Raw genomic sequence first — 26,656 nt, 5'->3', positions numbered from 1 at the left:
TTCCACCTGCCGTTCACCGTTGCCGCCGCGACCGTATTCGCGGGTAAACCCGCTCCTACACCTATCGAGGGTGGACATACATGGGTGATTGGGCACAGGCCGTCGTGTAGGAGCGGGTTCACCCGCGAAAGGGCCGGGCCTGCTGGCCAATTTCCACCCGCCGTTCACCGTTGCCGCCGCTACCGTATTCGCGGGTAAACCCGCTCCTACGCCTATCGAGGGTGGACACACATTGGTGATCGGGCGCAGGCCGTCTTAGGCGCGGGTTTACCCGCGAACACGGGCGAAGCCCGTGCTATCCACCGCGTTGTCTGTTTCGCCAACAAGCCCGCACGCGCCAGGAAATGGCGGTCATTCGGCCGCCAACCGCCCCTTGTTCTGCCGGTCGGCCTTGTACTGCATGGCCACTGCCGGTGCCGGCTTGGCGGCACCGGTTTCCAGCCATTGACGCATGCGGCTGGCATCGGCGAAGTGGGTGTACTTGCCGAAGGCATCGAGAATGACCATGGCCACCGGGCGGTTATCCATGCGAGTCAGCAATACCAGGCAGTGCCCGGCCTCGTTGGTGAAGCCGGTCTTGGTCAGCTTGATATCCCAGTTGCTTTTGTTCACCAGGTGGTCGGTGTTACGGAAGCCCAGGGTGTAGTTGGGCTTGCGGAAGGCGACGGTCTTTTCGCGGGTGGTCGACAGCTCGCTCAGCATGGGGTACTTGCGCGAGGCCATCAGCAGCTTGGCCAGGTCGCGGGCAGTGGATACGTTCTGCGTCGACAGGCCAGTCGGCTCAACATAGCGGGTGTGGGCCATTCCCAGGCTGCGGGCTTTGGCATTCATTGCCTTGATGAACGCCGGATAGCCGCCGGGGTAGGCGTTGGCCAGGCTATTGGCCGCACGGTTTTCCGACGACATCAGGGTAATCAGCAGGGTTTCGCGGCGGTCCAGCTGGCTGCCCAGGCGCACGCGCGAGTACACACCTTTCATCTCCGGGTTGTTGGCAATGGTCATGGTGAGCATTTCATCCATGGGCAACTTGGCATCCAGCACCACCATCGCCGTCATCAGTTTGGTCACCGAAGCGATCGGCACCACGCGGTCGGCATGGCTTGAATACAGCTCCTGGTTGCTGTTCAGGTCGATCAGCAGAGCGCTGCCTGAAGCCAGATGCAGTTTGGAGGGGTCACGTTGAACCTGGGCCGGGGGTTGTGCAGCAGCAGTCGACGGAAGGGTCGCGGTACCTGTGAGCAACAGCAGCAGGCTGAGGATGGACAGGGATGTTTTCACGTTGAGGCTCACTAAAAGTTGGTATGTCGTTGGCTGTGCAAGGGTTTTCCCCCTAAAACCGATGCATTTTGGAGTATGGCTGAATTGCTGTCGAATGCCTTATGACTAAAGGGCGCAAGGTGAACGATATTTAATCCTGTACCCATTACGTTCTTTTCCAGCTTCGCCAGTTCCGTCCAATCGTTGGCAGAATTCAACCACTTGGCGTAGGTCGAGAGAAGCACCTGCACCGAGCGCCCAAGCTACCTAGCAATGAACGCTGGATTCGTGGTGACGAGCCAGAAGGTTGGAAGATGAATGGCGACTCCGTCGAGACGCGGCGCTTCTGCTTCGAGCGGTATTGCGCGATCTCTCTGGCCCTTGCCAGTGCGCCAAGAGCCCGGCTGTTCAACATTACGGTGCGGGTGTATTTCGTCTTGGTCCGCTCGACTGCCTGCTTTTCAACCACGATCCGGCAGATGTGAGCCGTCTTTTTCTCGACGTAAGGCTCCAAATCGCGGAGGAAACTCGTGATTTAGCCCTTTTCGATCTGGCCATCGATAGCAAACTACGAGCCTGCGATCTGACCAAGCTTCGCGTACGCGACGTTGCTCATGGGGAGCACGTGTCATCGCGGGCGATAGTGATGCAGCAGAAAACCCAATGTCCCGTACAGTTTGAAATTACAGAGCAAATGCGGCTGGCCCTACAGGCCTGGATACATCAAGCCCAACTCCACAGCGAGGATTGTCTTTTCCCAAGCCGGCTACACGCCTCAGTGCATCTCTCCACCCGGCAGTACGCCCGAATCGTCAAAGCGTGGATAAAGTCTATTGGGCTAGATCCTGCTATGTACGGCACCCACACGATGAGACGTACAAAGGCATCGCTGATCTATCGCAGGACAAAGAACTTGAGAGCAGTTCAGCTCCTGCTCGGCCATACAAAGCTTGAAAGCACGGTGCGATACCTGGGCATTGAAGTCGATGACGCATTGGAGATGGCAGAGCAGACGGAGGTCTGACAGCGTCCAGCGACGGTCGAGGTATGACCGTCGCGATTCGACCCATTGCAGCCGTTTAGACAAAGCAGTGGATGCCACGACCTACGCTGCTCACTGATCGGCTAAGCATAGATACTGATGTAACTGCTCTCCAAGAACCTCGAACGCCTGAGCGATCCTGTTAATTTTGCGCAGGTCATTGTGCATTGCGATCCACACCTCAACCTCAAAGCCAAAATCGTGTGGTAGCACATGTACCAGTCCGTGCGATTTTGCGATTTGAGTCGGGCAGAGCCCGAAGCCTAAGCCCGCTCTCAGAGCGGCCAGCTGAGCAAGGTGATGATCAGAGGCAATGGCGAAATGCTGGTCGGCATCGCACAGACCAGAGTCGATAAACCGACGCAAATCCGCTGAGCGTCTGTCTGGCCCGATCAGCGGTCGCTGGCGCAGCGACAGCAGGGAGGTTGGGTTACCGTAGCGCTCCAGGCACCCGGCACTGGCATGGATGCCAATCTGCAAACTGCCGACACGCCGCACCGTGATATCCGCTTCATTGGGCCGCATCAGCCGCACCGCAATATCCGATTGCAGCCTGGCGATGTCTTCAAGGGCATCGCTTATGCTCAGCTCAAGTTTGAGTCCGACGTGTTCGTAATGGAAAGGGCGCAGCAGGTCGGGCAAGACTTCGACGCCAAGCAACTCGCCACAGGTCAGCCGGACTGTACCGTGATCCATCGACGCTTCAGAGCTGGCCATGCGGTTGAAGGTTTGCGCGGCCAGATCCATGGCCTCCACATGTTCGATCAGGCGCTGCGCTCCGGCAGTAGGCGTCAGTCCTTGAGGTGTGCGGGTGAACAGACTCACACCGAGAGCGTGTTCAAGACAGTCGAGGCGCCGGCGCGCAGTGGCCTGGGCGATACCCAGCAGCTTCGCCGCGCCGCTCAGGCTACCAGAGCGCAACACGGCGAGAAATACACGCTGGCTTTCCCATTCAATACCGCTCATACATTCTTGGCCAACAGTTGCTCCTAATTTGATCTTCTGCCCGAGCCCGTGAAAAGCGATCATTCGCCCACATTTTTCCGGGCGTCATTGTAAGGAACTAACGCATGAGAATCACCGGTCAGTGCCGATGTGGGCAAGTCACCCTTGAGATCGTGGCGCGGCAATTGCCGCCGCTGTATGCCTGCCACTGTTTGAACTGCCAGCGCTGGAGCGGCAGTGCGTTTGGTCTGCACATGCTGAGCGCGGCTTCGGCTGTTCAGGTGTCTGGCGAAACGGCGATCTTTGAGCATGAACACCAAGGTCAAACGTCTACCCAACATGCCTGCGGTACATGTCATACCCGGCTGTTCAACGAGACGACGGCAGCACCCGGCATGCGAGTGGTACGGGCCGGCATCCTGGAAGGGGCTGAGCGCTTCGAGCCGGTTGCGCATATCTGGACTCGGCGCAAGCAGCCATGGCTGGTGCTGCCGGGAGCAATCGCACAATGGCAGGAGAGCCCCACGCCAGAAGCATTTGCCGCCGCATTAGGGTAAGAGCTTGCTCTTCCATAAGTGAAGATGTCGCTCGCCGAGCGGCAAATTATCAGGGTTGACTACGTCCGCTTTGGGTCGATTGCAGCCGCTCACGACTGACCGCTATCGACCCATAGCTGCCCTTCGCGAAAGGCAGCTACCGGCCAAAAGCGGCCCTTGATTATCTACGAAATCAGGGCCCATTCAGTAGCCGTGGAAAGAAAGTCGGTGTTGGTTATCAGAAAATCCTGCAGGCAACAGTTGCGGAATAGTCAGAGCCAGCGGCGAACCTCGGCCTTGTAGCGGCGGTAGTCGTCGCCGAACTTGGATTCGAGATAGCGCTCCTCGCGGGCGATTACCTGTTTCTGGATCACAATCAGCACCAATGGAAGCAAAGCCAAGGCGATTGCTCCGTCGAAGCCGACCGCAATGCCGGCATAGACAAGCGCCATGCCGAGATACATGGGGTTGCGGGTCCACCGATAAGGGCCGGTCGTTGCGATGAGGGTCGTTGGTCGCGACGGCGGAATGTTGGTGCCCAGACGCCGGAACAGCCCCGCCGCCGCAAGCATCATCACCGCGCCGGCAGCGAACAGCAGCGCGCCCGTCGCGACCAGCAACCACCGGTCGATGCCGAAGTAGCTCAGGGCGAGGAACCGATCCGCCGCCAGCCCCAACAGCAACGCTCCTAGATAGATGAAGGGCGGAGGTAAGCGCACCCCCGCGCTGTCCGGTTCGACGGCCATGTTCATTTCCTCTCTAAGCGCTCAAGCCAGCATCGACTGCTGGGCAAAAATACCCGCCATCGCGCCCTGCGATGATGCCTGGGTGACCGAGGGCAATATGGGCGTGGTGAGATCGCCGGCGGCGTAGACGCCGGGTGTGCTGGTTTGGCGGCGTTCGTCGACCTTGAGGACGACGCCGGTTGGCGTATCCATCGTGGCGAGGCCCAGCGATTCATGCAGGTTTGCGGATGGCTTGTTGCGCGGATGAGCAAACAGGATGTCGACCGCAACAGTGGAGCCAGTGTCGAGATTGACAGTAGCGATATGCCCTTGGTGATGGGCGATCTCAACGATCCGCCCGTCGATGACAGATATGTTGCGGTGAGCCAGATCGGCCTGGATATCAGGCGCAATGTCGTGACCATCGGCAAAGACAGTCAACCTGTCGGTCCAATCGAGGAACAGCCTGACCTGGTTGTGAGATTGCGGGCCGGACCACACGAGGCCCCAATGTTGCCCGGCGACTTCAAAGCCGTCGCAATAGGGGCAGGGGACGATGGACGTGCCCCAGCTCTCGGCAAAGCCTGGAACATCAGGCATCTGATCTGCGACGCCATAGCTTAGGATTACGCGGCGGGCCTTGAGGCTTTTGTGATCGTCAGTGACAACGCAGAAATCGTCGATTACGCCAGAAATTTTCTCCGCCCGGGCATTGACCAGCCTGACCGTTGGATAGCGCGCCAACTGCTGCCGCGCCGCGGCCAGGATTTCCAGCGGCGGTGTGTGATCGTGACCAAGCAGACCATGTGAACGGCCGGCAAAACGGTTACGCGGGCAGCCGGTATCGAGAACGATGACCTTGCGACGGGCACGGCCGAGCTGTAAAGCGGCGGCGAGACCGGCAAAACTTCCGCCGATGATGATGACGTCATTCATGGTGATGGGCTCCGCTGGAGGGCAGGTTCAAACCTAGGCTTTGGATTGCAAATTTAAGATACCGAGTGGTATCGTATACCTTGAATTAAGATACTGCAAAGTACCAATATCATGACTGAGACCATACAGGGCCGGCGCGGCCGGCCCACCAACGAGGCGCTTGCCCAAACGATACTCAACGCCGCGAGCGAACTTTTTGTGGAATTGGGTTTTCAAGCGACGACGTTGGACAAGGTCGCCCAGCGGGCGAAGATATCCAAGCTCAGCATCTATAGGCGCTTCGAGAACAAAGAGGCGCTGTTCAGCGCAGCCATCACGGCTGGTTGCCAGAAGTCGTTTGCACCACAGGCCCTGCTTGAAGGTGCCGAAGGTTCGGTCGAAGACCAACTTATGGCGGTGGGAACATCACTGCTGCGCACGCTGTTGAGACCAGACGTCAGCAGTATCGAAGCCATGGTCATGGCCGATAAAACGAGTCAAAACGCCTTGAGCAAGCGCCACTACGAAGCAGGCGCCGCCCATGTCATCGCCGACATCGAGATCCTGCTGCGCCAACTTCACGCGAAGGCGCTTCTCAACGTGCCCGATTCCCTCCAAGCCGCCCGCTTGTTTGCTGCGCTCTTCAAAGGGTCCGATCTACTGATGATCGCCCGCTTCGATCAGGCGAGAGCAGAGGACGAAAACGAAATCGAATCCTACTGCCGGTCGGCCGTCGCCATGTTCATAGCCGCGCACGGTCGCAGCGACCGCGCAAGTGGATAAGCATTTAATTGCTCCAGGGCAGCTTGGCCTAGGCTTGGTTTTACGCTTCAGGGTTCGCAGCGGAATCACAGGCTGCGTCCGATAACTACGCAGTACTGACGCAAGTGCTCAGCATCGCAGCCTGAATCGACCATAGACTCGGAGACTCCTTCAAGCTGCTGGCTGCTATTGACCGTTTGCTGTCCTTAGCGAGAGACCGCTTTGGGTCGACAGCGGACTGTGGGAGGTGGGTGTAGCTGACGACCCAGGACGGATCTTGGTTGGCTGAACGCCTGGATGGGGGAATAAAGCTGTCTAAAACCGCCCGAAAGCGTCTCGGTTTTATTGGGCCAAAGTCGCTGAAACTGGCTGAACCCTATTAGACAGGCCAGATGCTCAGGCCGCTTGCGGTGCGGTCTGAGGCTAGATTCCCACGCTACTGCTGCATTGCCGGGATGTGCTGGATGGACGTACAGCCGGCGCGTACCAATTTTTGTACCAATAGTGGGATGCAGTTCAGCGAAAGGTCCCGGTATTGAGGTTCTCGCCCGTGTCCGGTGATCTGATATAAAACCTTTCTGGACAGGGTAAGCGCACACTTGATGTAGCTCAGAGCTTCTGAGCATTGAGAGGTGCGTATGACCATAGATAGGGATGGAATGGATTGGGATCAGCAGGTTAGCAGGCCGGCTGAAAACAATGGTCCGCCAGGCGGTCAAGACTCGGAAGGTAAACGGGAGCAGCCCGAGGATCGCGACGACTCCGCACATAATCGGCCCTTTCGAGGCAAGCAGAGACCAGGCCCGCCGGACCCATCGCGGGCATCCAATGCCGAGCGTTATAGTTATCACAAGCGCCCACTGGAGTAATTGCCAGTACAGTGTGTAAAGGCTGGCGGAAGTACTGTTCAGCCCAGCTAATAGAAGCCCAGCCCCGCGCTGGGCTTTTTGCATTCATGAGACGCCATGAGGGCTTGTGATAGCAGGGCTGGGCATCGACGTTCAGCGGTGGATAAGCGAGAGCTCGCTGATGATGCAGATCGAGCCGTCCTCGGCGGGGGTTGCGTCGGTGTAGTCGACCTGGTTGTAAACCCCGCCGTGGAACTCGAACAGGTGCGAAGCCCAGGTACTGTCGAGCTGCAAATCGCCCGACGAGGCGGATACCCCGTTGCATTCGGCCGTCACGGTTACCACGCCTTCAGACGTGGTGTGAATGCTGATGTGGAACGTCGCACCCAGTGGCACCCCCTTCAGGACTGTGGAATTCACCGGGTCGGTCTGGTTGAAGGTGCGCCGAAACCCCAGGGTGATGTTGCCCTTGTTCCAGAACACCTTTACTGGCGGGCCGTCGTCCCCGCGTACGTGCATCTGGGCGATGACCACCTTCTGCGCCGAGTTGACCTTGGTCAGCGTCATGGTCTGGCGATTCCAGTGATCCTGGGCGCTGGCCAGCGTCCAGTCTTGCGTTTCTGTCCATTCGCAGCGTGTCCTGTGGGTGCTTTTGCTCGAAGCACCTTTGGTTGGGGCTGAGAACTGGATCGAGCCATCGCTGAGCACTGTCACGATGCTGGGAAAGCGGGCAATCGCTTCAGCACCGTTTAGCTCCAGAGCAACGGGGTTGGTTGAGGAGACGGCTACCGGCGTGGCGATGGTGAGGTGGCTGATATCTACGGCCATGGGGAACTCCTGGCGAAAAGGTTTGAGTGGCATAGCCGCCGTACAAGCGACGGCCGAACACAAAGTTAGCCTCAGGCTAAAGATCGGTCAATAGCTTATGGCTAAATTAATTTCGCTTCACGGGAAATTACCTACAGGCGAAATTTTCCGCAGTGGGGGGCTTTACGCAGGATTTGACGGTGAGCTAAGCTTTCGCCGAGTACTGTACGAATATACAGCTATCAGGATGAGAATATGGCAAGCCACATGAAGTCGGAACCTCAACAGCGCCAGGAAATGACCGGAATAGAGGGGCTTAGCCTGCGGGTATCGTCAATGATCAACCACCCGCTCGCACAGACGCAGCGCTGGGTAGTGGTGCACCGTCTGGATACCGACGGTGAAGCGGAATGGGAGGAGGTGATGGGCCAACTGCTGGAAATGCCCGACTTGCAGCTGACGTTCAATGATGACGCTAGCGTGACGGTGCGATGGGCGCGCAGTAGCGTGGAAGAGCGTGATGATTTTATCGTCGAACGCGACTGCGAGGCGCAGGTCGAGGAGGCTGCACCGTTCTGAGCTTCAGCAAAAGCCCGCCGGTCAGGGCGGGCTTCGGTTTATACAAGGTGGGCATTCCACACCAGCAGTACCCTGGCCTGTATGTAGGTCTCTTCCCGACGAATCATGCGGTCTTTGTGCCGCGAGTTGTCGGAGATCATCTCGAAGTGGTCCTCGTCCGCGATCTGTAGCCGCTTGATGTAGATGTGGTCGCCCCAGGAAAAGAAGTAGATGCCATCGCCGACGAACTCTCGGATGCTGACGTCGACGATCAGCGGGTCGCGGTGCCTGATGGTCGGCTCCATCGACTGGCCCCAGCCGGTCACCATCTTCAGGTGATGGTGCTCGCTGAACGTCACGCCCAGTTCGCGCAGGTGGCTGGGGCTGACGCGAACGTCCTTGAACATCTCGGGGTAGTCGTGGGGGATCTGGCCGCCGCCCATGGCTGCCCGCACGTCATAGTGGGCAATCCACACTTCGTCACCGACCAGGCCGGGGCGCAGCGGCTCGGCTTCCAGCAGCGTGGCATCTGCAGGCTCTTGCGCCGCAGCCAGCAGCCTTTGCCGGGTTTCTTCAGCGATACCTTTGCCGCTTCGGGCAAGCATCTGTTTGACCAGGTCGGCTGCAGAGAGCTTGTTGTCAACTGGCTCGGTAGCCGCTTGTGCGTGTTCGCCTGGCGACAGCGCGTCGAACCAGCCCCGTGGCAAACCTTCGATGCCCTCGATGCGGCGGGCCACGTCATCGCCCAGGTTTTTCACGGTCTTGTCGGAAAGGATCTGGCTCAAGTGTGCAGGCGCCATCCCCCAGCGCTCTGCGCAGGTGCCCTTTCTCTGGCTGCCGATCAGCTTCACCAGGTTGTGCTTGCGAATTTGGTAGATGTCCATGGGGTGAAGCATGCCAGTGTTTAGCTTGCTGCTAAATGCGCGCATAGCTAAATCTACTCTTGTGGTGTGTTTAGCTATAGGCTAAATTAAGCACGCAAACAAGGAAAGCTAGCGAGACATTTTTCTCCAGGGCTGATCACATCATCGTCTGTAATGAGGTTCACATGGATCCGACCGACCTCGGCCCGGGCACCGTCACTTGGCTGGGCGGTACGGGGACTGTACTGCTGGGTGCGTTTCTGTGGCTGCGTAAATGGTTGTCGAGGGATGCAGTCGACCGCGCGATGGACAGCGCTGAAATTTCTGTCATCCGCCACCTGACAGAGCTGCTGGACATTGAACGGGATGCCCGAAGGGAGGCGCAGGCAAAAGCTGATCTGCTCGCCAAGGAACGAAACGAACTGGTGATGACCGTAGGCCGGCTGCAAGGCAAGGTCATGGTGCTGACCAGTAAGCTGGGCAGTAGCGGCCAAACGTAGGGGGGCAGCCCGGGCAATCCGTGAAGAAAAAAAAGCCCGCCAAATTGGCGGGCGACAAGGGCGTAGGGAGCAACGCACAACAAATTCGGTTCAGGCAACCAAAGTACCTGGTTGCAACTGTTCGGCCAGTGCCTGGGCTGAGGCGAGCGTCGGCATCGGGCCGCTCACGGCTTCGCCGTTGCGAACCAGGTACCAGCACGCCAGCAGGCCCTGCTCACGCAGTGAGGCGGGAACGGCGCTGCCGACAACGGACATGATCTGGATAGTGGCCATGGGGACCTCCTGTGAAACATGGCCCTACCATACGCAGCAGCCGGGATTGTTTGAAATCAACTTCCTCGATAGTGATCATTGCTCCTATCAACCATTACCAGCGCGGTGGCCCGTAGTACACCGGTGGCGGCCCATAATAGGTGCGGTAGCCCGGTGGCGGTGGGGGTGGTGCGTAGTAGGGCTGGTAGTAAACCGGCTGTGGTGGCGGTTGTACGTACACCGGCGGCGGCGCGTAATAGACCGGCTGGCGTTCGACATACACTGTGCGGTCATGGCCGCCATAAACCGTCGCCCCAACCACGGCGCCGACCACAGCCGCACCCAGCAGTGGACCCGGCCCGTACCAACCACCGTGCCCATGGCCGCCATAGCCGCCGTGAGCTGCTGCAGGCCCGCTGATGGCCAGGGCGCCGACCAGCAGGACGATTCCGGGAATGAGACGGTTCATAAAGCAACCTCGCAGGAAAACCCCACGTCCGGGGCCCTGTTACTATGACTCCGGTCTCTGTCAGCTGAGCACAGGGGAACGGTAAAGGTTGTGTAAGGGGCGACCAGTGGTTGACTCTGTTACGCTGAATAAACGTTTCAGTTATGACCAAGGAGCCTGCTATGCCGACAACTCCAAGCCGGGACACCGTGCTTTGCATCTCTCTGGCCGGTCGCCCCGGCACCTTCGGCGTGCGCTTTCACAACCACCTGTACCAGCAGTTGGGCCTGGACTTCTACTATAAGGCCATGCGCACCGATGACCTGCCGGCGGCGGTGGCAGGGATCCGCGCCTTGGGTATTCGCGGCTGCGGGGTGTCGATGCCGTACAAGGAAGCCTGCATGGCCTTGGTCGACGAAATCGATCCTTCGGCGGCGGCCATCGACTCGGTCAATACCCTTGTCAATTGTAATGGCCACCTGAAGGCGTACAACACCGATTACCTGGCTGTGCGCCAATTGCTGGCTCAGCATCAGGTCGACCCGGGCACTGCCTTTGCCCTGCGAGGCAGTGGGGGCATGGCCAAGGCCGTGGCCAGCGCCTTGCGCGATGCCGGGTTTGCCGAAGGCATCATCGTTGCACGCAACGAGCAGGCCGGGCGTCAGTTGGCGGATGTCTGTGGTTATCGCTGGGTGCCTGAGCCAGGCGACCTCTGCCCGCCGATGCTGGTGAACGTGACGCCGATCGGTATGGCAGGCGGGCAGGAGGCAGAAGAGCTGGCGTTTCCCGAGCACGCCATCGCGGCTGCGGAGCGGGTGTTCGATGTGGTGGCGATGCCGGCGCAGACGCCGTTGATTCGCCGGGCTCAGGCGTTGGGCAAGCCGGTGATCACTGGGCTGGAGGTCATTGCGCTGCAGGCGCTGGAACAGTTCGTGTTATACACCGGGGTAAGGCCGACGCAGGAGCAGGTGGATGCGGCGGTGGCATACGCGCGGGCTAGCTAGTTAATGCCACCCCCTTCACAGCTTCGGCGGCGAAGGGGGTACAGGCGAAACCCGGATCAGAACACCTCGTGCCCGTTATCCAGCTGTTTGTCGACCAGTGCCCGGCCATGGGCCAGCGACACACGCTGCGCATTCTCAAGGTCGGAGAAGAACTGCATGGGCATCGACATGCGCTTGCTGGTGTGCCCGTCAGGTGCCGTGATCAGGCAGCCGGCGGCATAGGGCAGGGGGGAGTCGGGATGGGGCATCACGCTGGCAGTGATGGTGTGCTCGCGGTATTCACAGTGAAGAGATTGCATCGTCCTTACCTCGCTGTGGCATGTGAAGCAGTTACCTTCATATACCACAGCAAGAGGCCGGGAGTTCCCGGCCCGACGAGCGCGCCGCGACGAACGCTTAGCCTTCGAGCTCGGTTGGCTGGATCACTTCGACCCAATAACCGTCCGGGTCCTTGACGAAGGCCAGGTGGTTCATGCGGCCGTCCTGCAGGCGTTTCTGGAACGGTACTTCCAGTTCCTCGAAGCGCGCGCAAGCGGCGCGTACGTCGGGTACCGAAATGCAGATGTGGCCAAAGCCGCGCGGGTCGGTGTTGCCATTGTGGTAGGCGAACTCGGCATCGTTTTCGGTGCCATGGTTGTGGGTCAGCTCCAGCACGCCGGGGATCGCCTTCATCCACTGGTGGCGTGCGGTGTCATCAGCGGGGATCTGGGCAGGGTCGACCAGGGCCAGGAAGTACAGGCTGAAAGCGGCTTCAGGGAAGTCACGCTTGTCCACCAGGCGGAAGCCCAGCACGCGGGTGTAGAAGTCCAGCGACTTCTCGATGTCCTTGACCCGCAGCATGGTGTGGTTGAAGACGAACTGGGCGGTGGCGGCGTCAGGTTGCGCGGTGACGCCAGGCAGGGTTTGCAGATCGTGCAGGCTCATGGGAACTCCTGAGACGGGGCCGGGCGCAGGGCGCCGGCAAAACAGACAGGCTGGCCATGATACGGCAGTGCGCCGATTGCGCAAATGAAAGCGCCCTGCAAAGGCAGGGCGCTGAAATTAGAGGCCCGCATGTGCGGGCGCGTGATGGGGTCGCTAATCCTTTAGCTGTTTCGATACTGAGCCACGCCTTGTGAAAAAAGCGTGAAGCCTTTGTGGGCATTTCATCAGCGTACCCAGCTTTCTACCGTGGCGGCCCCATATTGTTCTTTCCAGGCCTTGAGGCCGCGGTGGTTGCCGCCTTTGGTCTCGATGCGTTCGCCGGTGTGCGGGTTCTGATAGACCTTGACCACCCGCGGGCGGCGTTGTTGCTTGGGGGGTGTGCTGGAAGCGCGGGCCACAGCCTTCGGGTCGAGGATGGCGATGATATCGCGCAGGCTCTTGTCATAGCTTTTCATCAGGCCGACTAGTTTCTGCTCGAATTCGATTTCGCGTTTGAGGCCGGCATCCTTTTTCAACGCTTCCAGTTGCGCCATCTGTTCCTGGAGCGCTTTTTCGGCAGCACGAAACTCTGCAAGTCTGGACACTGTAATCACTCCTGTACGTCGGTCGTGGCAGGGCGTGACGAACATTGAAGAAGAGTAAAAACGCCGGCCACGCAGGTGGGTTCCACTGTTCGCTGATATCGAGTGTAGTCATTCATGGCTACTGGGTAAACTGCTAACTTTTTGCAAGTAAGCCGGGAACTTTCCTAGTTTTGCGTGCGCTATTTTGCGGTGTTTCTGCGGTTGCGCGACAGGGGGGCTAGACCATGGTCCAATGGCCCGCGCCAGAGCCTTTGCGCGATCATTTCAGATGATGGCCGACTCATGTTCGGACCTGCCGCAGTGCCGTGGCCAACCCGTGCCACAGGTTGTTAACTCGTCTTCATTCTGGATGTTTGCTCGCATGTTTTCCCCTTTCCCCCTCGCCCCCGGGCGCCGTGTAACCGGCCTGGTTCTATTGTGTGCCGGTGTCAACGCCCAGGCTGCCGGGTTTCTTGAAGACGGCAGTGCCAAGATCGAAGCACGCAATGTCTATTTCAACCGGGACTTCCGGGACGGTTACAGCAGTTCCAGCCAGGGCGCATCCAAGCGCGAAGAGTGGGCACAAGGCTTCATCCTCAATGTGCAATCCGGTTATACGCAAGGCCCGGTAGGTGTTGGTGTGGATGCGCTGGGCATGTTCGGCTTCAAACTGGATTCCAGCCCGGCCGACAGTAACAGTGGATTGCTGCCCTCGTCTGGCCACGACCCCCGGCACTCGGCCGACCAGTATGCGAAGATGGGCCTGGCGGCCAAGGTCAAGGTCTCCAATACCGTGCTCAAGTACGGCTCAATGATGCCTGATGTGCCGTTGCTCAAGTACAACGATGGCCGTCTGCTGCCGACTCTGTTCCAGGGTGCCATGCTCACCTCTGAAGAACTGCACGACCTGAAGTTCACCCTGGCTCGCCTGGACAACTACACCGCTCGGGATTCCACCGACCGCCAGGACATCCGCGTGCACTGCAAGAACAAGCGTTATGCCTGCGATACCGAAGCCGACCACTTCGACCTGGCTGGTGTCGACTACCGTTTCAACGAGCGTTTCAGCGCCCAGTACCAAGTGGCCAAACTGGAGAATATCTACCGTCAGCACTTTCTCGGCCTGGTGGCCAGTCAGCCGCTGCCGGTGGGCAGCCTGTCAGCTGACATGCGCCTGATCAAGAGTGATGACATCGGCAATGCCCGTGCCGGTGAAATCGACCATCGCGCCTTCAGCGGCATGCTTGGCTACAGCCTCGGTGGCCACAAGCTCAGCGCCGGCTGGCAGCGCATGTATGGCAACAGCGCCATGCCGTACCTGGATGGTAGCAACCCGTACCTGGTCAACTATGCCCAGGTCAATGATTTCGCCGCTGCACAGGAGCGCTCCTGGCAAGTGCGCTATGACTACGACTTCAAGGCATTGGGTGTACCCGGCCTGACCTTCTTCACCCGTTATATCAACGGCGACAATATCAAGGTGCCGGGCAGCCGTGCCGAAGGCAAGGAGTGGGAACGCGACACCGAGTTCAAATACCAGGTGCAAAGTGGCTCTTTCAAGGATGTCAGCGTACGCCTGCGTAATTCCACTTACCGCAGCAACTATGAACAGTGGGCGCGTGACATGGATGAGACGCGGGTCATTGTCAGCTACAACTTCTCGATCTTCTAAGCGGCTGCTTTGCCAAATACCGGTAGCCGCCTGACAATGGTGGCGGGTTCCCGCAAAGGGCAGGGCAATGAAAGACCTGTTGTTGATCGGCATCGGCGCGGGTGACCCGCGCCAGGTCACCTATGAAGCAGTCGATGCGCTGCGATGCGCTAGCGTGTTCTTCGTGCTTGACAAGGGCGACGACAAAGATGAACTGGTACGCCTGCGCATGGCCATTCTGCAGCGCTACCGCCCCGAAGGTGGCTATCGCCTGGTGCCGGTGGTCGACCCGTTGCGCGATGTGCAGGCGGATGACTACCTGGGCGCGGTACAGCACTGGCACCGGCAGCGTGCTGCGCTGTATGCGCGCCTGATCGAGGAGGAAATTGGCGACGGGGAAACAGGTGCCTTCCTGCTGTGGGGCGAGCCGACCTTGTACGACAGCACCCTGCGCATTCTCGACCTGGTCCGCGAACAGGGCGTGACGTTGCGCTTGCAGGTCATCCCTGGCATCAGCAGTGTGCAGGCGCTGGCGGCGCGGCACCAGGTGCCGCTCAACCGCATCGGCGAGCCCCTGACCGTGCTGCCGGGGCGACGCCTGGCCGGGCAGGGGGCTATCGACAACGTGGTGGTGATGCTCGACGGGCAGTGCGCCTTTGCCGGGCTCGATGACCCGGCGTTGACCATCTACTGGGGCGCGTACCTGGGGACCGAGGATGAAGTGCTGATCGCCGGGCCGTTGCAGGCGATGAAGGCACGGATACTGGAAGTGCGCGAGCGGGAGCGGGCGCGCAAAGGGTGGATCATGGATACCTATCTGCTGCGCAGAGAGCTGTGAGGTGGGTTGCCTGTGTCGGCCTCTTCGCGGGCAAGCGAAACAGGCAACGCCGTGCTCAAGGGGTACCCACAATGCCCACCACCGTGTCCCGCAACTGGTCGATGCTGAATGGCTTGCCGATCAGGTGCATGCCCTCCGGCACATTGAAACTGTCGGCGTAGCCGCTGGCGAACAGCACCGGTAATAGCGGCCGCAGTTCGCGCGCTTTTCCCGCCAGCTCCTCACCTCGCATGTCCGGCAGCCCCACATCGGTCATCATCAGTGCAAGCGCCTGGCCGGGGTCTTCAAGTACACGCAGGGCGGCTGTGGCGTCTTCTGCCTCGATGACCTTGTAGCCCAACTCGTCGAGCACTTCGACCGTCAGCATACGTACGATGTCGTCGTCTTCGACTACCAGAAGGTGCATGGTTCAAATCCTGTACAAATGAGTGTCTTTAATCTGTGCGCCGCGCGGCATCAGAAGTTCCCGAGGATACCGCTCCATGCAAATAGATGGAACGATTGCCGAATGCAACCTTCAAATACTGGCTAAATGCCCTGCCAGACCCGTCAAAGCTGGTTAGACTCGCTTATCAGGACAGCGCAGTGGCAGATAACAATAACGACTGATCGGCCACTCTTTTCAATGGACTTTTCTAGCTCGGGCGTTTTCTCATGATTCAAGCAGCCTCGATGGACCAGCGAAGCTTTCGCAAGCTGTTGAGCCGTAACATCGGCCTTCCCCTGGGGGTTGGCCTGCTGGGGGCCGTGGCCTTCGTCGCGGTGATCAACTACCTGCTTTCGGCCATGCAGTGGGTCGAGCACACCGACCGGGTGATCGGCAATGCCAACGAAACGGTCAAGCTGTCAATCGACATGGAAACGGGCATGCGCGGCTTCCTGATCACGGGCGACGAGCGCTTCCTTGACCCTTACGAGGTGGCCAAGCCACGCATTCTCGGCAGCCTGCAAAGCCTGCGCAGCATGGTCGAGGACAACCCGCAGCAGGTTGACCGTATTGACCGGCTGATGGCCTTGCAGCGGGCCTGGAACGACTTCGGTAACGAGATGATCAGCCTGCGCCGCAGCCAGGGCGATTACCAGGCCTCGATCGGCAATGGCCGGGGCAAGCGCATCACCGATGAAATCCGCAAGGAGTTCGATGACCTGATCATTACCGAACAACAACTGCGCATGGCCCGTAACGAAAAAGTCAGTGCCGTCACCGTGACGGCGATTTCGGCTTTCGTGCTGTTCATTGTCGGCCTCAGTGCATTGCTGGCTTACCTGGGCCGTCGTGACCTGCTGGCACTTTCGGCCAACTACGCTGAAAACCTGCAGGCCCAGCAACGCTCGGCGCAGCGCCTGGAGCACCAGGCCTGGTTGCGCACCGGCCAGACCCAGCTGGCGCAGCAGGTGCTCGGGCAACTGACCTTGCCCATGCTTGGCGAGAACATCCTGCGCTTCTTTGCCTCTTATCTGGGCAGCGTGGTGGGCGCCGTGTACGTGCGCGACGAGCATGGCCGGCTGGTGCGCGTGGCCTGTTATGGCCTGAGTACCGAAGAGCAGGCCCGTGAGCAGATCGAGTCGGATCACCATGGCCTGTTGGCCCAGGCGGTCCGCGAAGGCCGCTTGCTGCGCCTGGAGGAACTGCCCGAAGATTTCTATCGCTTCAGTTCCGGCCTGGGCAGTGGCTTGCCGCGCAGTGCATTGCTGATGCCGGCGACCGAAGACGGGCAGATCAACGGGGTGATCGAGCTGGGTTTCCTGCGCCCCTTGCAAGAACGGGATGAAGAGCTGCTGGAGCGGGTCGGCGGCAACCTGGGCATGTCGATCGAGAGCGCCCGTTATCGTCAGCGCCTGCAGGAAGTGCTGGCCGAAACCCAGCAACTCAATGAAGAGCTGCAGGTGCAGCAGGAAGAACTCAAGACTGCCAACGAAGAGCTCGAAGAGCAGTCACGGGTGCTCAAGGAGTCTCAAGCCCATCTGGAAACCCAACAGGCCGAACTCGAGCAGACCAACGAGCAGTTGTCGGAACGCACCGATGCGCTGGACCGCAAGAACGATGAGCTGAGCCAGGCGCAGCTGGAGCTGCAGGCCCGTGCCGACGACCTGCAGCGATCGAGCAAGTACAAGTCCGAATTCCTCGCCAACATGTCCCATGAGCTGCGCACGCCGCTCAACAGCTCGCTGATCCTGGCCAAGTTGTTGGCTGAGAACGGTGAAGGCAACCTCAGTGAGGAGCAGGTCAAGTTCGCCGAATCCATCTACTCGGCCGGTAACGATCTGCTCAACCTTATCAACGACATTCTCGATATCGCCAAGGTCGAGGCCGGCAAGCTCGAAGTACGGCCCGAGACCACCCAGGTCGAGCGCCTGGTCGAAGGCTTGCGCGGCATGTTCCAGCCGCTTGCCGGTCACAAGGGGCTGGCCTTCGAGGTCAAGGTCGAGCCGCAGGTACCGGTCACGCTGTTCACCGACCGTCAGCGCCTGGAGCAGATCCTCAAGAACCTGCTGTCCAACGCCATCAAGTTCACCGAGCGTGGTCAGGTCAGCATGAACGTCAGCTTCCAGGCTGGCAGCGGTATCGTGTTCGCAGTCCGTGACACCGGCATCGGCATTGCGGCCGATCAGCAGCAGGCGATCTTCGGCGCCTTCCACCAGGTCGATGGCACCAGTAATCGCCGCTATGGTGGTACTGGCCTGGGGCTGTCGATCTCCCGTGACCTGGCGCATTTGCTCGGTGGCCAGATCAATGTCGAAAGCAGCCCTGGGCAAGGCAGCGTGTTCAGCCTGATTCTGCCGGAGCGCTACGCCGCCGAGGCCGAAGACGTCGAGCCGCAAAGCCTGCGCCCGGCCGTCGATGCGTTGCCGCCCGCACCGCAAGCGCCGTTGGCCGCCGCTGTCATGCGCCCGGCGCCGGCCTTTGCCGACGACCGCGAGCGGGCCCCTTTCGATACCCGTTGCATTCTGGTGATCGAAGACGAGCCCAACTTTGCCCGCATCCTCTTCGACCTGGCCCATGAGCTGGGCTATAGCTGCCTGGTGGCCCATGGCGCCGACGAAGGCTTCGAGCTGGCAGCCCAGTACATTCCGGATGCGATCCTGCTGGACATGCGCCTGCCCGACCACTCGGGCCTCACCGTCCTGCAGCGCCTCAAGGAGCAGGCCAGCACCCGCCATATCCCGGTGCACATCATTTCGGTTGAAGACCGCGTCGAGGCGGCCATGCACATGGGGGCGGTGGGGTATGCGGTCAAACCCACCAGCCGCGAGGAGCTCAAGGAGGTGTTCGCTCGCCTGGAAGCCAAGCTCACGCAAAAGCTCAAGCACATCCTGCTGGTGGAAGACGACGACCTGCAGCGCGAGAGCATCGCCCGGCTGATCGGCGACGACGATGTCGAGATCACGGCCGTGGCCATGGCCCAGGATGCCCTGGCGCTGTTGCGCCAGAACATCTACGACTGCATGATCATCGACCTCAAGCTGCCAGACATGCTCGGCAACGAGCTGCTCAAGCGCATGACCGCCGAGGATATCCGCGCCTTCCCGCCGGTGATCGTGTATACCGGCCGCAACCTCACCCGCGAGGAAGAAGCCGATCTGCTCAAGTACTCACGCTCGATCATCATCAAGGGCGCACGTTCGCCGGAGCGCCTGCTCGACGAAGTGACGCTGTTCCTGCACAAGGTCGAATCGCAGCTGTCCAACGAGCGTCAGCGCATGCTCAAGACCGCGCGCAGCCGCGACAAGGTGTTCGAGGGCCGCAAGGTGCTGCTGGTGGATGACGATGTGCGTAATATCTTCGCCCTGACCAGTGCCCTGGAGCACAAGGGCGCCATTGTCGAAATCGGCCGCAACGGGCGCGAAGCCATCGAGCGCCTGGAGCAGCACGACGACATCGACCTGGTGCTGATGGACGTGATGATGCCGGAGATGGACGGCTTCGAGGCCACGCGGCTGATCCGCCAGCAACCGCGCTGGCGCAAACTGCCGATCATCGCCGTGACCGCCAAGGCCATGAAGGATGACCAGCAGCGTTGCCTGCAAGCCGGTGCCAATGACTACCTGGCCAAGCCGATCGACCTGGACCGCCTGTTCTCGTTGATCCGTGTCTGGCTGCCGCAACTGGAGCGAATTTGACTAGCGAACGCAACACCGACATCGAGATCCGACTGCTGATCGAGGCGATCTACCTCAAGTACAGCTACGATTTCCGCAATTATTCCGGCGCTTCGATCAAGCGTCGGATCCTCCACGCGCTGCGTCAGTTCGATTGCCTGACGGTGTCTGCGCTGCAGGAGCGTGTGCTGCACGACCCGGGCATGTTCATGCAACTGCTGCAGTACCTGACGATCCCGGTCAGCGAGATGTTCCGTGACCCTGACCACTTCCTTGCCGTGCGCAACGAAGTGGTGCCGTTGCTGCGTACCTGGCCCTCGATCAAGGTCTGGATCGCGGGCTGCAGCACGGGGGAAGAGGTGTATTCCATGGCCATCCTGTTGCGTGAGGAAGGGCTGCTTGAGCGCACCATCATCTACGCCACCGACATCAACCCGCATTCGCTGGACAAGGCCAAGCAGGGCATCTACTCGATGCAGAGCATGCGCGAATACGAGGAAAACTACCGCCTGGCCGGTGGCCGCCGAGACTTCGCCGAGTACTACACCGCCGCCTATGGCAACGCCATCATGGACAGCAGCCTGCGTGACAATGTCACCTTCGCCGACCACAGCCTGGCCACCGACAGCGTGTTCTCCGAGACCCAGTTGGTGTCGTGCCGCAATGTGCTGATCTACTTCAACAAGGACCTGCAGGATCGGGCGCTGGGCCTGTTCCATGAGTCGCTCTGCCACCGTGGTTTCCTGGTGCTGGGTAGCAAGGAGTCGGTGGACTTTTCGGCCTACAGCGATCGTTTCGAGCCGCTGGTCAAGCCTCAACGGATCTTCCGTAAATCATGAGCGGTGTACGTGCAGTGGTGATCGGCGCCTCCGCCGGTGGCGTGGCGGCATTGTTCCAGGTGCTCGGCGCGCTGCCGTCGACGTTCGCCATACCGGTGCTCTGCGTGCTGCACCTGCCGGACGATCGCCACAGCCAGCTGGCCGGCGTGCTGCAGCGGCGGCTTCATCGGCCGGTGTGCGAGGCACGTGACAAGGAGAGGATCAGCGGCGGGCAGATCTATGTGGCAGGGCCGGGTTACCACTTGTCGGTGGAGCGCGACCTGACGCTGTCGCTGAGCCAGGAAGAACCCGTGCACTTCTCGCGCCCGGCGATCGATTTCCTGTTCATCTCGGCGGCCGATGCCTACGGCGACAGCCTGCTGGGTGTGCTGCTCACCGGGGCCAACGAAGACGGCGCCAGGGGCCTTGCCTACATCAAGAACAATGGGGGGCGCACGATTGTCCAGGACCCTCGTGACGCACAGGTTGCCCTGATGCCGGAGGCCGCCCTGGCCCTGCACCAGCCCGACCATATTCTTACTCTGAGCGGTATCGGGCAGTTGCTCGCGACCCTGGAATACAGCGCATGCTAAGCCACACCATCGCCAAACTGCTGATTGTCGACGACTTGCCGGAAAACCTGCTGGCGCTCGATGCCCTGATCCAGGGCGAGGACCGCGAGGTGCACCAGGCACAGTCTGCCGAGGCTGCCTTGTCGTTGCTGCTCGAGCACGAGTTCGCACTGGCCATTCTCGATGTGCAGATGCCGGGCATGAACGGTTTTGAACTGGCCGAGCTGATGCGCGGTACCGACAAGACCAAGCACATCCCGATCGTCTTCGTCAGCGCGGCGGGTCGCGAGATGAATTATGCCTTCAAGGGCTACGAGAGCGGGGCCGTGGACTTTCTGCACAAGCCGCTCGACACCCTGGCGGTGAAAAGCAAGGTCTCGGTGTTCGTCGACCTGTTCCGCCAGCGCAAGGTGCTTGGCCGGCAGCTGGAAGCCCTGGAGCAGAGCCGCCAGGAACAGGAGCTGCTGCTCAGCCAGTTGCAGGTGGCACGGTGTGAGCTGGAGCACGCCGTGCGCATGCGTGACGACTTCATGTCGATCGTCTCCCACGAGGTGCGCACGCCGCTCAATGGCCTGATCCTGGAAACCCAGTTGCGCAAGATGCACCTGGCACGGGGCAACCTGGACGCCTTCAGTGTCGACAAGCTGCAGGCCATGGTCGAGCGCGACGAACGGCAGATCAACAGCCTGATCCGGTTGGTCGAGGACATGCTCGATGTTTCGCGCATCCGTACCGGTAAACTGTCGCTGCGGCCCAAACTGTTTGACCTGGGCCAACTGGTGCGTGGGCTGGTGGAAAACTTCACGGCGCAGGCCATGGCCCTGGAAACACACATCGAATTGCAGCGTTGCGAAGCGCTGAAGGGGGAGTGGGACGAATTCCGGATTGAACAAGTAGTGGCCAACCTGTTGTCCAATGCAATGCGTTACGGCGAGCGCAAACCGGTGCAGGTACGGGTGTTCGAGCAGGGCGGCATGGCCTGGGTGCAGGTGCAGGACCACGGCATCGGTATCAGCGCCGTCAACCAGCAGCGGATCTTCCAGCAGTTCGAGCGGGTCTCTGCCCAGCAGGCCAGCGGAGGGTTGGGCCTGGGGTTGTACATCTCCGAGCAGATCGTCCAGGCGCACGGTGGCCGGATACAGGTTGAAAGCGAGGAGGGCAAGGGTGCCACATTCACCCTGCAATTGCCGATGGCAATATTCAAAGAACAAAACGACCAGGCGCGGGCAACCTCTGTGTAAGCCTGGGGTCTGATGGCCAACTGTAAGTATTTCAAGGCGTTAACATGAGTGAAGATGCACAAGATGTGGTTCTGGTCGTCGAGGATGAACCGGCGATTCGCATGATTTTGCGCGATTACCTGGCGGGTGAGGGGTACCACGTCCTGGTGGCTGAGGATGGCGAGCAGGCGTTTGCCATCCTGGCCAGCAAACCGCACCTGGACCTGATGGTGACAGACTTCCGTTTGCCGGGGGGGATCTCGGGGGTGGATATTGCCGAGCCCGCGGTGAAATTGCGGCCTGACCTGAAGGTGATTTTCATCAGCGGCTACCCGGCGGAGATTCTCGAATCTGGCAGCCCGATCACCCGCAAGGCACCTATCCTGGCCAAGCCGTTTGACCTGGATACCTTGCACGAGCAGATCCAGTCGCTGTTGCGCTGAGGCATCCGGCCTTTTCGCGGGGCAAACCCGCGAGGAGGCCGTTGCAGGCTATCGCAGCGTCCGCTCAATTCCGCCGACCAGCAAGTTTTCCATCAGCTCCAACCCTTGCGCTTCAGGCAGTGCTTTGAGCAACCCCGGCAGCTGGTTGAGAAACGTCGCCAGTACATGCGCTGTAGCGTCCAACGCTTGCCCCGGCAGTTTCGCTTGCGGTGCGATCAAGCGCAGCAAACCCGCCTCATAGCGCTTGCGCAACGATGCCAGGTGCGCCTGTTGCGCCTCACTCAAACAACACAGATCCCGCTCGGCCAGCCGAAACTGCAGCGGCCGTTCGGCATGCAACTGCCAGTGCGCAGCAATCAGGCAGCTCAATGCCGATGTCCCCCGGGCCATGGCCCGGCGGGCCTGGTCCAGGGTGGCCTGCAGCTCTTCGTACAACTCTTCGATCAAGTCGTACAGCAGGTCCTGCTTGCTGGGAAAGTGATGGTACAGCGAGCCGGCGGTCAGCCCCACATGGGCCGCCAGCTCGCGCATGCTGACCTGGCCAAAGCCCTTTTCGGCAAACAATGCCATGGCCTGGTCACGTCGCTCCTCAAAGTTGGCACAGCGCATTGCGGCATTGACCGGGGGCATGGTGCTTGGTCCTCAGTAGGTGAAGAAACCGCGACCGCTCTTGCGCCCCAGCCAGCCGGCCGCGACCATTTCCTTGAGCAGCGGAGCGGGGCGGTACTTGCTGTCGTTGAAGCCTTCATGGAAGGCCTCCATGATCGCCAGCAGGGTGTCCAGGCCGATCAGGTCGGCCAACGCCAGCGGGCCGATCGGCTGGTTGCAGCCCAAGCGCATGCCGGTGTCGATGTCCTCGGCACTGGCCAGGCCTTCCTGGCGCACGAAGATCGCCTCGTTGATCATTGGCACCAGGATGCGGTTGACCACGAAGCCCGGACGGTTGCCGGCGGTGATCGGGGTCTTGCCGACTTTTTCGGTCACCACCAGCGCCTGGGCGTAGGTGTTGTCGCTGGTCTGCAGGCCACGAATGATTTCGACCAGCGCCATCATCGGTACTGGGTTGAAGAAGTGCACACCAATGAAGCGCTCGGGGTGCTCGATGCTGGCGGCCAGTTGAGTCACCGACAGCGACGAGGTGTTGGTGGCGATCAGGCAGTCGGCGGCAACGTTGGCTGCCACCTGCTGCAGGATGCGCTGCTTGAGCTGCAGGTTCTCGGTCGCCGCTTCGATCACCAGGTGTGCAGCACTGAGCTGGGTGTAGTCGGTGCTGGTGCGAATGCGTGCTTTGGCGGCTGCGGCCTTGTCGGCGTCGAGGGTGCCTTTGCTGACCTGGCGCTCGAGGTTCTTGCTCAAGGTGGCCACGCCGCGCTCGAGCGCTGCGTCGGAAACATCCACCAGCAGCACCTGGTAGCCGGCAATGGCGCACACCTGGGCAATGCCGTTGCCCATGGTGCCCGCGCCGATCACGGCGATCTGTTCAATGCTCATGTGTCAGTCTCCCTCAGACGCGCTCGAACACGACAGCGATGCCTTGGCCACCGCCGATACACATTGTGGCCAGGGCGTAGCGGCCCTGGATGCGCTGCAGCTCATGGATGGCCTTGGTGGCGATGATCGCACCGGTGGCACCCACCGGGTGGCCCAGGGAAATGCCCGAACCGTTGGGGTTGACCTTTTCCGGGTCGAAGCCCAGCTCGCGGGCTACGGCGCAGGCCTGGGCGGCGAAGGCCTCGTTGGACTCGATCACATCCAGGTCTTGTAGGTTTAGGCCGGTTTTTTCCAGCACTTTGCGGGTGGCCGGGATCGGCCCCAGGCCCATCAGCTCCGGCTCCACCCCGGCGTGGGCATAGCCCACCAGGCGTGCCAGCGGTTTCAGGCCCAGGCGGCGCACTGCGTCACCGGTGGCCAACACCAGGCCGGCGGCGCCATCGTTGATACCGCTGGCGTTGCCGGCGGTGACGGTGCCGTCTTTCTTGAACACCGGCTTCATGCCGGCCAATTGTTCGGCGGTCACATCAGCACGCACATGCTCGTCGACACTGAACTGCACGCTGCCTTTGCGGGTTTTCAGCTCCAGCGCAACGATCTGGCTGGCGAAGCGGCCCTCGGCAATGGCACGCGCGGCACGGCGCTGGCTGGTCAGGGCCAGTTCGTCCTGCATTTCGCGGGTAATGCCGTGCTTGGCCGAAACGTTCTCGGCGGTGATGCCCATGTGGAAGTGCTGGAACGGGTCCTGCAGCACGCCGACGGTATAGTCGATGCCTTGCAGGTCACCCATGCGTGCACCCCAGCGCGCTTGTGGCAGCAGGTAAGGGCCACGGCTCATGGATTCGGCGCCGGCTGCGACGGCCACATCGGTGTCGCCCAGCAACAGGCCCTGGGCCGCAGAGACAATAGCCTGCAGGCCAGACCCGCACAGGCGGTTGACGTTGAATGCCGGCGTTTCCTTGGGGATGCCAGCGTTCATTGCCGCTACCCGTGCCAGGTAGGCGTCACGCGGTTCGGTGGGGATCACCGTGCCCATCACCAGGTGGCCGACTTGCTCGGCGGCCAGGCCCGAACGCTCGATGGCGGCGCGGGTCACGGCGCTGGCCAGGTCGGCCAGTGGCAGGTCCTTGAGGGAACCGCCGAAGCCACCAATGGCTGAACGGACGGCACTGACGACGTAGATTTCTGCGCTGCTCATGAGGGCTCCGATTGCGAAGGCGTGGCGGGACCGGGCCAGGCTCTGCGAGAATGGTGGGCGGCCCCGAAGTGGGATCGAGTCTAGGCAAAGGCTCTGTTGCCGCCTATGCCGGATCTGTTCAAACAACCTGGCACTTTTTGCCACTCAGCATAGACAGCGAAAACCGCCATGCGCGAAAGCGATTCAGTCGCCGTGTACTTCCTCAACGCCATGCTCCACGCCCTGCGCGACACGCCCGCCGAGCGTGATGCCCAGCTGCGTGCGGTGGGCATTGCCCCGCAGCTGCTCGATCAGCCTCAGGCGCGGGTGCCGGCCAAGGCGTTCGCCCAGCTGTGGCTGGCGTTGATCCAGCGCCTGGACGATGAGTTCTTTGGCCTCGACAGCCACGGCATGCCGCTGGGCAGTTTTGCCCTGATCTGCCGGGGTTTGATCCTCGAGCCGAACCTGGAAAAGGCCTTGCGCCAGTGCATGGGGGGCTTCGGCCTGTTCCTGCGTGACCTGCGTGGCAGCCTGACGGTACGTGGCGGGCGGGCGCTGATCAGCGTGCAGTCGAACATTGCCGACCCTTTGACCCGGGTCTATGCCGAGGAAACCTACCTGGTGCTGATGATCGGCATGCTGTGCTGGCTGGCCGGGCGGCGGATTGCCATCGACCGCACGGAGCTCGCGGTGTCGCGCCCGGCCCAGGAGGACGACTTGCTGCTGTGGGGGCCGGACCTGCGCCTGGGCAGCGGACGCACCGAGGTGGAGTTCGACAGCGCTTACCTGCGCCTGCCGGTGGTGCAGGACCGAGCCGCTTTGCAGACCTTCCTGCGCAGTGCGCCACAGGGCCTGGTGATCCGCTTTCGCAATCAGAACGGGCTGGTGGCTGAGGTGTATCGGCACCTGCGGGCATTGCGCTATGGACAGTGGCCGACATTGGCCGCGCTGGCGCAGCAGCAGGGGGTCAGTGCCAGTACCTTTCGCCGGCAGTTGGAGCGGGAGGGTCGTTCGTACCAGCAGATCAAGGATGAAGTGCGCCGGGCCATGGCCTTCGAGCGGCTGCGCGAAGGCGCGTTGAGCATTGCCGAAATTGCCGAGCAGGCGGGGTTTCAGGAACCGAGTGCCTTCCACCGGGCGTTCAAGAAGTGGACCGGGCAGAGCCCAGGAAGCTACCGGGCGCGGCTGGCCGGCCTGCGTTCTACCTGTGGGAGCGGGCATGCCCGCGAAGAAACCAACGCGGTGGATGGCACCGGCTCTGCCGGTGTTCGCGGGTAAACCCGCTCCTACAGGGCATGCACAGAATTGTGGGAGCGGGCATGCCCGCGAAGAAACCAACGCGGTGGATGGCACCGGCTCTGCCGGTGTTCGCGGGTAAACCCGCTCCTACAGGGCA

General features: G+C 60.8%; 29 protein-coding genes. 14 read left to right on the top strand and 15 right to left on the bottom strand.

The genetic code is table 11. The annotated features are described in order from the left end of the window. Positions 1–351 precede the first annotated feature (351 nt). Positions 352–1,278 carry a D-alanyl-D-alanine endopeptidase gene (gene pbpG, locus AC3WLP_RS00450; protein WP_012051929.1) on the bottom strand — a complete coding sequence of 309 codons (927 nt, stop codon included), beginning with the start codon at positions 1,276–1,278 and terminating at the stop codon, positions 352–354. Positions 1,279–1,711: 433 nt separating this feature from the next. Between pbpG and AC3WLP_RS00445 the strand changes: the two genes are divergently transcribed. Beyond that, entirely contained in the window at positions 1,712–2,281 is a 570-nt protein-coding gene (locus AC3WLP_RS00445; protein ID WP_042161462.1) for a tyrosine-type recombinase/integrase, read from the top strand. Positions 2,282–2,371: 90 nt separating this feature from the next. Here AC3WLP_RS00445 and AC3WLP_RS00440 read toward each other — a convergent pair whose 3' ends face one another. Beyond that, entirely contained in the window at positions 2,372–3,328 is a 957-nt protein-coding gene (locus AC3WLP_RS00440; RefSeq protein WP_012051931.1) for a LysR family transcriptional regulator, read from the bottom strand. A 41-nt stretch (positions 3,329–3,369) separates the two neighbouring features. On the opposite strand from AC3WLP_RS00440, the gene AC3WLP_RS00435 reads away from it, so the two are divergent. Further along, on the top strand, positions 3,370–3,801 hold the full coding sequence (locus tag AC3WLP_RS00435; protein ID WP_012051932.1) for a GFA family protein: 432 nt from the start codon (positions 3,370–3,372) through the stop codon (positions 3,799–3,801). A gap of 251 nt (positions 3,802–4,052) precedes the next feature. Here AC3WLP_RS00435 and AC3WLP_RS00430 read toward each other — a convergent pair whose 3' ends face one another. Together AC3WLP_RS00430 and AC3WLP_RS00425 are read right to left on the bottom strand one after the other, a co-directional pair. Next, complete coding sequence (locus AC3WLP_RS00430; protein WP_041167306.1) at positions 4,053–4,526, bottom strand: methyltransferase family protein; 474 nt, start codon at positions 4,524–4,526, stop codon at positions 4,053–4,055. A 21-nt stretch (positions 4,527–4,547) separates the two neighbouring features. Then, positions 4,548–5,441, bottom strand: coding sequence for an NAD(P)/FAD-dependent oxidoreductase (locus tag AC3WLP_RS00425; RefSeq protein WP_014756204.1), 894 nt, complete (start codon positions 5,439–5,441; stop codon positions 4,548–4,550). Positions 5,442–5,552: 111 nt separating this feature from the next. Here AC3WLP_RS00425 and AC3WLP_RS00420 point away from each other — a divergent pair, with 111 nt between their 5' ends. Next, positions 5,553–6,203, top strand: a complete 651-nt coding sequence (locus tag AC3WLP_RS00420) for a TetR/AcrR family transcriptional regulator (protein ID WP_014756205.1) — start codon at positions 5,553–5,555, stop codon at positions 6,201–6,203. A gap of 980 nt (positions 6,204–7,183) precedes the next feature. Here AC3WLP_RS00420 and AC3WLP_RS00415 read toward each other — a convergent pair. After that, positions 7,184–7,858, bottom strand: coding sequence for a polysaccharide lyase family 7 protein (locus tag AC3WLP_RS00415; RefSeq protein WP_003256199.1), 675 nt, complete (start codon positions 7,856–7,858; stop codon positions 7,184–7,186). A 234-nt stretch (positions 7,859–8,092) separates the two neighbouring features. Between AC3WLP_RS00415 and AC3WLP_RS00410 the strand changes: the two genes are divergently transcribed. Next, positions 8,093–8,416 (top strand): DUF1654 domain-containing protein, encoded by a 324-nt coding sequence (locus tag AC3WLP_RS00410; RefSeq protein WP_088512348.1) that lies wholly within the window; start codon positions 8,093–8,095, stop codon positions 8,414–8,416. Between the two features lie 38 nt (positions 8,417–8,454). Here AC3WLP_RS00410 and AC3WLP_RS00405 read toward each other — a convergent pair whose 3' ends face one another. Further along, positions 8,455–9,279 carry a S24 family peptidase gene (locus AC3WLP_RS00405; protein WP_088512347.1) on the bottom strand — a complete coding sequence of 275 codons (825 nt, stop codon included), beginning with the start codon at positions 9,277–9,279 and terminating at the stop codon, positions 8,455–8,457. Between the two features lie 164 nt (positions 9,280–9,443). Between AC3WLP_RS00405 and AC3WLP_RS00400 the strand changes: the two genes are divergently transcribed. Beyond that, on the top strand, positions 9,444–9,758 hold the full coding sequence (locus AC3WLP_RS00400) for a chemotaxis protein (protein WP_088512346.1): 315 nt from the start codon (positions 9,444–9,446) through the stop codon (positions 9,756–9,758). 90 nt (positions 9,759–9,848) lie between these two features. On the opposite strand, the gene AC3WLP_RS00395 is transcribed toward AC3WLP_RS00400, so the two are convergent. Both AC3WLP_RS00395 and AC3WLP_RS00390 read right to left on the bottom strand, forming a co-directional pair. Then, on the bottom strand, positions 9,849–10,031 hold the full coding sequence (locus tag AC3WLP_RS00395; RefSeq protein ID WP_012051943.1) for a hypothetical protein: 183 nt from the start codon (positions 10,029–10,031) through the stop codon (positions 9,849–9,851). A 94-nt stretch (positions 10,032–10,125) separates the two neighbouring features. After that, entirely contained in the window at positions 10,126–10,479 is a 354-nt protein-coding gene (locus AC3WLP_RS00390; RefSeq protein WP_003256193.1) for a hypothetical protein, read from the bottom strand. A gap of 161 nt (positions 10,480–10,640) precedes the next feature. Between AC3WLP_RS00390 and AC3WLP_RS00385 the strand changes: the two genes are divergently transcribed. Then, positions 10,641–11,462 (top strand): shikimate 5-dehydrogenase, encoded by an 822-nt coding sequence (locus tag AC3WLP_RS00385; RefSeq protein WP_088512345.1) that lies wholly within the window; start codon positions 10,641–10,643, stop codon positions 11,460–11,462. Between the two features lie 56 nt (positions 11,463–11,518). Here AC3WLP_RS00385 and AC3WLP_RS00380 read toward each other — a convergent pair whose 3' ends face one another. From AC3WLP_RS00380 to AC3WLP_RS00370, 3 genes are all read right to left on the bottom strand, one after another. Beyond that, positions 11,519–11,761 (bottom strand): hypothetical protein, encoded by a 243-nt coding sequence (locus AC3WLP_RS00380; protein ID WP_003256190.1) that lies wholly within the window; start codon positions 11,759–11,761, stop codon positions 11,519–11,521. 97 nt (positions 11,762–11,858) lie between these two features. After that, positions 11,859–12,386: a lactoylglutathione lyase gene (gene gloA / locus AC3WLP_RS00375; protein WP_003256188.1), complete on the bottom strand. Its 528-nt coding sequence runs from the start codon at positions 12,384–12,386 to the stop codon at positions 11,859–11,861. A gap of 224 nt (positions 12,387–12,610) precedes the next feature. Next, positions 12,611–12,970 carry a histone-like nucleoid-structuring protein, MvaT/MvaU family gene (locus AC3WLP_RS00370; RefSeq protein WP_010954596.1) on the bottom strand — a complete coding sequence of 120 codons (360 nt, stop codon included), beginning with the start codon at positions 12,968–12,970 and terminating at the stop codon, positions 12,611–12,613. Between the two features lie 361 nt (positions 12,971–13,331). Here AC3WLP_RS00370 and AC3WLP_RS00365 point away from each other — a divergent pair, with 361 nt between their 5' ends. Together AC3WLP_RS00365 and cobF are read left to right on the top strand one after the other, a co-directional pair. Next, entirely contained in the window at positions 13,332–14,621 is a 1,290-nt protein-coding gene (locus AC3WLP_RS00365; protein WP_017148255.1) for an OprD family porin, read from the top strand. A 67-nt stretch (positions 14,622–14,688) separates the two neighbouring features. Further along, complete coding sequence (gene cobF / locus AC3WLP_RS00360) at positions 14,689–15,438, top strand: precorrin-6A synthase (deacetylating) (RefSeq protein WP_088512344.1); 750 nt, start codon at positions 14,689–14,691, stop codon at positions 15,436–15,438. A gap of 55 nt (positions 15,439–15,493) precedes the next feature. Here the strand turns inward: cobF and AC3WLP_RS00355 are convergent, their stop codons facing one another. Further along, positions 15,494–15,844, bottom strand: a complete 351-nt coding sequence (locus AC3WLP_RS00355) for a response regulator (protein WP_088512343.1) — start codon at positions 15,842–15,844, stop codon at positions 15,494–15,496. 248 nt (positions 15,845–16,092) lie between these two features. Here AC3WLP_RS00355 and AC3WLP_RS00350 point away from each other — a divergent pair, with 248 nt between their 5' ends. The 5 genes from AC3WLP_RS00350 to AC3WLP_RS00330 are packed head-to-tail and all read left to right on the top strand — an operon-like array spanning position 16,093 to position 22,592. Beyond that, complete coding sequence (locus tag AC3WLP_RS00350) at positions 16,093–19,560, top strand: response regulator (RefSeq protein ID WP_017148256.1); 3,468 nt, start codon at positions 16,093–16,095, stop codon at positions 19,558–19,560. Further along, a complete protein-coding gene (locus tag AC3WLP_RS00345; protein WP_003256179.1) occupies positions 19,557–20,378 on the top strand; it encodes a CheR family methyltransferase in 822 nt (273 codons plus the stop codon). The genes AC3WLP_RS00350 and AC3WLP_RS00345 overlap by 4 nt, the downstream gene beginning before the upstream one ends. Next, positions 20,375–20,950 carry a chemotaxis protein CheB gene (locus tag AC3WLP_RS00340; RefSeq protein ID WP_012051950.1) on the top strand — a complete coding sequence of 192 codons (576 nt, stop codon included), beginning with the start codon at positions 20,375–20,377 and terminating at the stop codon, positions 20,948–20,950. Before AC3WLP_RS00345 ends, AC3WLP_RS00340 begins: the two co-directional genes overlap by 4 nt. Further along, positions 20,944–22,170 carry a hybrid sensor histidine kinase/response regulator gene (locus AC3WLP_RS00335; RefSeq protein WP_088512342.1) on the top strand — a complete coding sequence of 409 codons (1,227 nt, stop codon included), beginning with the start codon at positions 20,944–20,946 and terminating at the stop codon, positions 22,168–22,170. The genes AC3WLP_RS00340 and AC3WLP_RS00335 overlap by 7 nt, the downstream gene beginning before the upstream one ends. 44 nt (positions 22,171–22,214) lie before the next feature. Next, positions 22,215–22,592: a response regulator gene (locus AC3WLP_RS00330; RefSeq protein WP_003256176.1), complete on the top strand. Its 378-nt coding sequence runs from the start codon at positions 22,215–22,217 to the stop codon at positions 22,590–22,592. A gap of 48 nt (positions 22,593–22,640) precedes the next feature. Here the strand turns inward: AC3WLP_RS00330 and AC3WLP_RS00325 are convergent, their stop codons facing one another. Genes AC3WLP_RS00325 through AC3WLP_RS00315 form a run of 3 tightly spaced genes read right to left on the bottom strand, consistent with a single transcriptional unit; the run spans position 22,641 to position 25,281 of the window. Beyond that, complete coding sequence (locus tag AC3WLP_RS00325) at positions 22,641–23,222, bottom strand: TetR/AcrR family transcriptional regulator (RefSeq protein ID WP_003256175.1); 582 nt, start codon at positions 23,220–23,222, stop codon at positions 22,641–22,643. Positions 23,223–23,234: 12 nt separating this feature from the next. Continuing rightward, positions 23,235–24,083: a 3-hydroxybutyryl-CoA dehydrogenase gene (locus AC3WLP_RS00320; RefSeq protein WP_003256174.1), complete on the bottom strand. Its 849-nt coding sequence runs from the start codon at positions 24,081–24,083 to the stop codon at positions 23,235–23,237. 13 nt (positions 24,084–24,096) lie between these two features. After that, complete coding sequence (locus AC3WLP_RS00315) at positions 24,097–25,281, bottom strand: acetyl-CoA C-acyltransferase family protein (RefSeq protein WP_003256172.1); 1,185 nt, start codon at positions 25,279–25,281, stop codon at positions 24,097–24,099. Positions 25,282–25,449: 168 nt separating this feature from the next. On the opposite strand from AC3WLP_RS00315, the gene AC3WLP_RS00310 reads away from it, so the two are divergent. Continuing rightward, entirely contained in the window at positions 25,450–26,538 is a 1,089-nt protein-coding gene (locus AC3WLP_RS00310; RefSeq protein ID WP_004576025.1) for an AraC family transcriptional regulator, read from the top strand. Positions 26,539–26,656 lie beyond the last annotated feature (118 nt).

Source organism: Pseudomonas sp. FW305-E2 (genome assembly GCF_058782925.1).
Note: the sequence above shows the minus strand (reverse complement) of the source record. Positions and strands in the feature narration are given on the sequence as shown.

Excerpts from the sequence above, each read along its gene's own strand:
- AC3WLP_RS00440 (WP_012051931.1), bottom strand. The coding sequence starts at position 3,328 with ATGATCGCTTTTCACGGGCTCGGGCAGAAGATCAAATTAGGAGCAACT.
- AC3WLP_RS00435 (WP_012051932.1), top strand. The coding sequence starts at position 3,370 with ATGAGAATCACCGGTCAGTGCCGATGTGGGCAAGTCACCCTTGAGATC.
- AC3WLP_RS00430 (WP_041167306.1), bottom strand. The coding sequence starts at position 4,526 with ATGGCCGTCGAACCGGACAGCGCGGGGGTGCGCTTACCTCCGCCCTTC.
- AC3WLP_RS00425 (WP_014756204.1), bottom strand. The coding sequence starts at position 5,441 with ATGAATGACGTCATCATCATCGGCGGAAGTTTTGCCGGTCTCGCCGCC.
- AC3WLP_RS00420 (WP_014756205.1), top strand. The coding sequence starts at position 5,553 with ATGACTGAGACCATACAGGGCCGGCGCGGCCGGCCCACCAACGAGGCG.
- AC3WLP_RS00415 (WP_003256199.1), bottom strand. The coding sequence starts at position 7,858 with ATGGCCGTAGATATCAGCCACCTCACCATCGCCACGCCGGTAGCCGTC.
- AC3WLP_RS00410 (WP_088512348.1), top strand. The coding sequence starts at position 8,093 with ATGGCAAGCCACATGAAGTCGGAACCTCAACAGCGCCAGGAAATGACC.
- AC3WLP_RS00405 (WP_088512347.1), bottom strand. The coding sequence starts at position 9,279 with ATGGACATCTACCAAATTCGCAAGCACAACCTGGTGAAGCTGATCGGC.
- AC3WLP_RS00400 (WP_088512346.1), top strand. The coding sequence starts at position 9,444 with ATGGATCCGACCGACCTCGGCCCGGGCACCGTCACTTGGCTGGGCGGT.
- AC3WLP_RS00395 (WP_012051943.1), bottom strand. The coding sequence starts at position 10,031 with ATGGCCACTATCCAGATCATGTCCGTTGTCGGCAGCGCCGTTCCCGCC.
- AC3WLP_RS00390 (WP_003256193.1), bottom strand. The coding sequence starts at position 10,479 with ATGAACCGTCTCATTCCCGGAATCGTCCTGCTGGTCGGCGCCCTGGCC.
- AC3WLP_RS00385 (WP_088512345.1), top strand. The coding sequence starts at position 10,641 with ATGCCGACAACTCCAAGCCGGGACACCGTGCTTTGCATCTCTCTGGCC.
- AC3WLP_RS00380 (WP_003256190.1), bottom strand. The coding sequence starts at position 11,761 with ATGCAATCTCTTCACTGTGAATACCGCGAGCACACCATCACTGCCAGC.
- gloA (WP_003256188.1), bottom strand. The coding sequence starts at position 12,386 with ATGAGCCTGCACGATCTGCAAACCCTGCCTGGCGTCACCGCGCAACCT.
- AC3WLP_RS00365 (WP_017148255.1), top strand. The coding sequence starts at position 13,332 with ATGTTTTCCCCTTTCCCCCTCGCCCCCGGGCGCCGTGTAACCGGCCTG.
- cobF (WP_088512344.1), top strand. The coding sequence starts at position 14,689 with ATGAAAGACCTGTTGTTGATCGGCATCGGCGCGGGTGACCCGCGCCAG.
- AC3WLP_RS00355 (WP_088512343.1), bottom strand. The coding sequence starts at position 15,844 with ATGCACCTTCTGGTAGTCGAAGACGACGACATCGTACGTATGCTGACG.
- AC3WLP_RS00350 (WP_017148256.1), top strand. The coding sequence starts at position 16,093 with ATGATTCAAGCAGCCTCGATGGACCAGCGAAGCTTTCGCAAGCTGTTG.
- AC3WLP_RS00340 (WP_012051950.1), top strand. The coding sequence starts at position 20,375 with ATGAGCGGTGTACGTGCAGTGGTGATCGGCGCCTCCGCCGGTGGCGTG.
- AC3WLP_RS00335 (WP_088512342.1), top strand. The coding sequence starts at position 20,944 with ATGCTAAGCCACACCATCGCCAAACTGCTGATTGTCGACGACTTGCCG.
- AC3WLP_RS00330 (WP_003256176.1), top strand. The coding sequence starts at position 22,215 with ATGAGTGAAGATGCACAAGATGTGGTTCTGGTCGTCGAGGATGAACCG.
- AC3WLP_RS00325 (WP_003256175.1), bottom strand. The coding sequence starts at position 23,222 with ATGCCCCCGGTCAATGCCGCAATGCGCTGTGCCAACTTTGAGGAGCGA.
- AC3WLP_RS00320 (WP_003256174.1), bottom strand. The coding sequence starts at position 24,083 with ATGAGCATTGAACAGATCGCCGTGATCGGCGCGGGCACCATGGGCAAC.
- AC3WLP_RS00315 (WP_003256172.1), bottom strand. The coding sequence starts at position 25,281 with ATGAGCAGCGCAGAAATCTACGTCGTCAGTGCCGTCCGTTCAGCCATT.
- AC3WLP_RS00310 (WP_004576025.1), top strand. The coding sequence starts at position 25,450 with ATGCGCGAAAGCGATTCAGTCGCCGTGTACTTCCTCAACGCCATGCTC.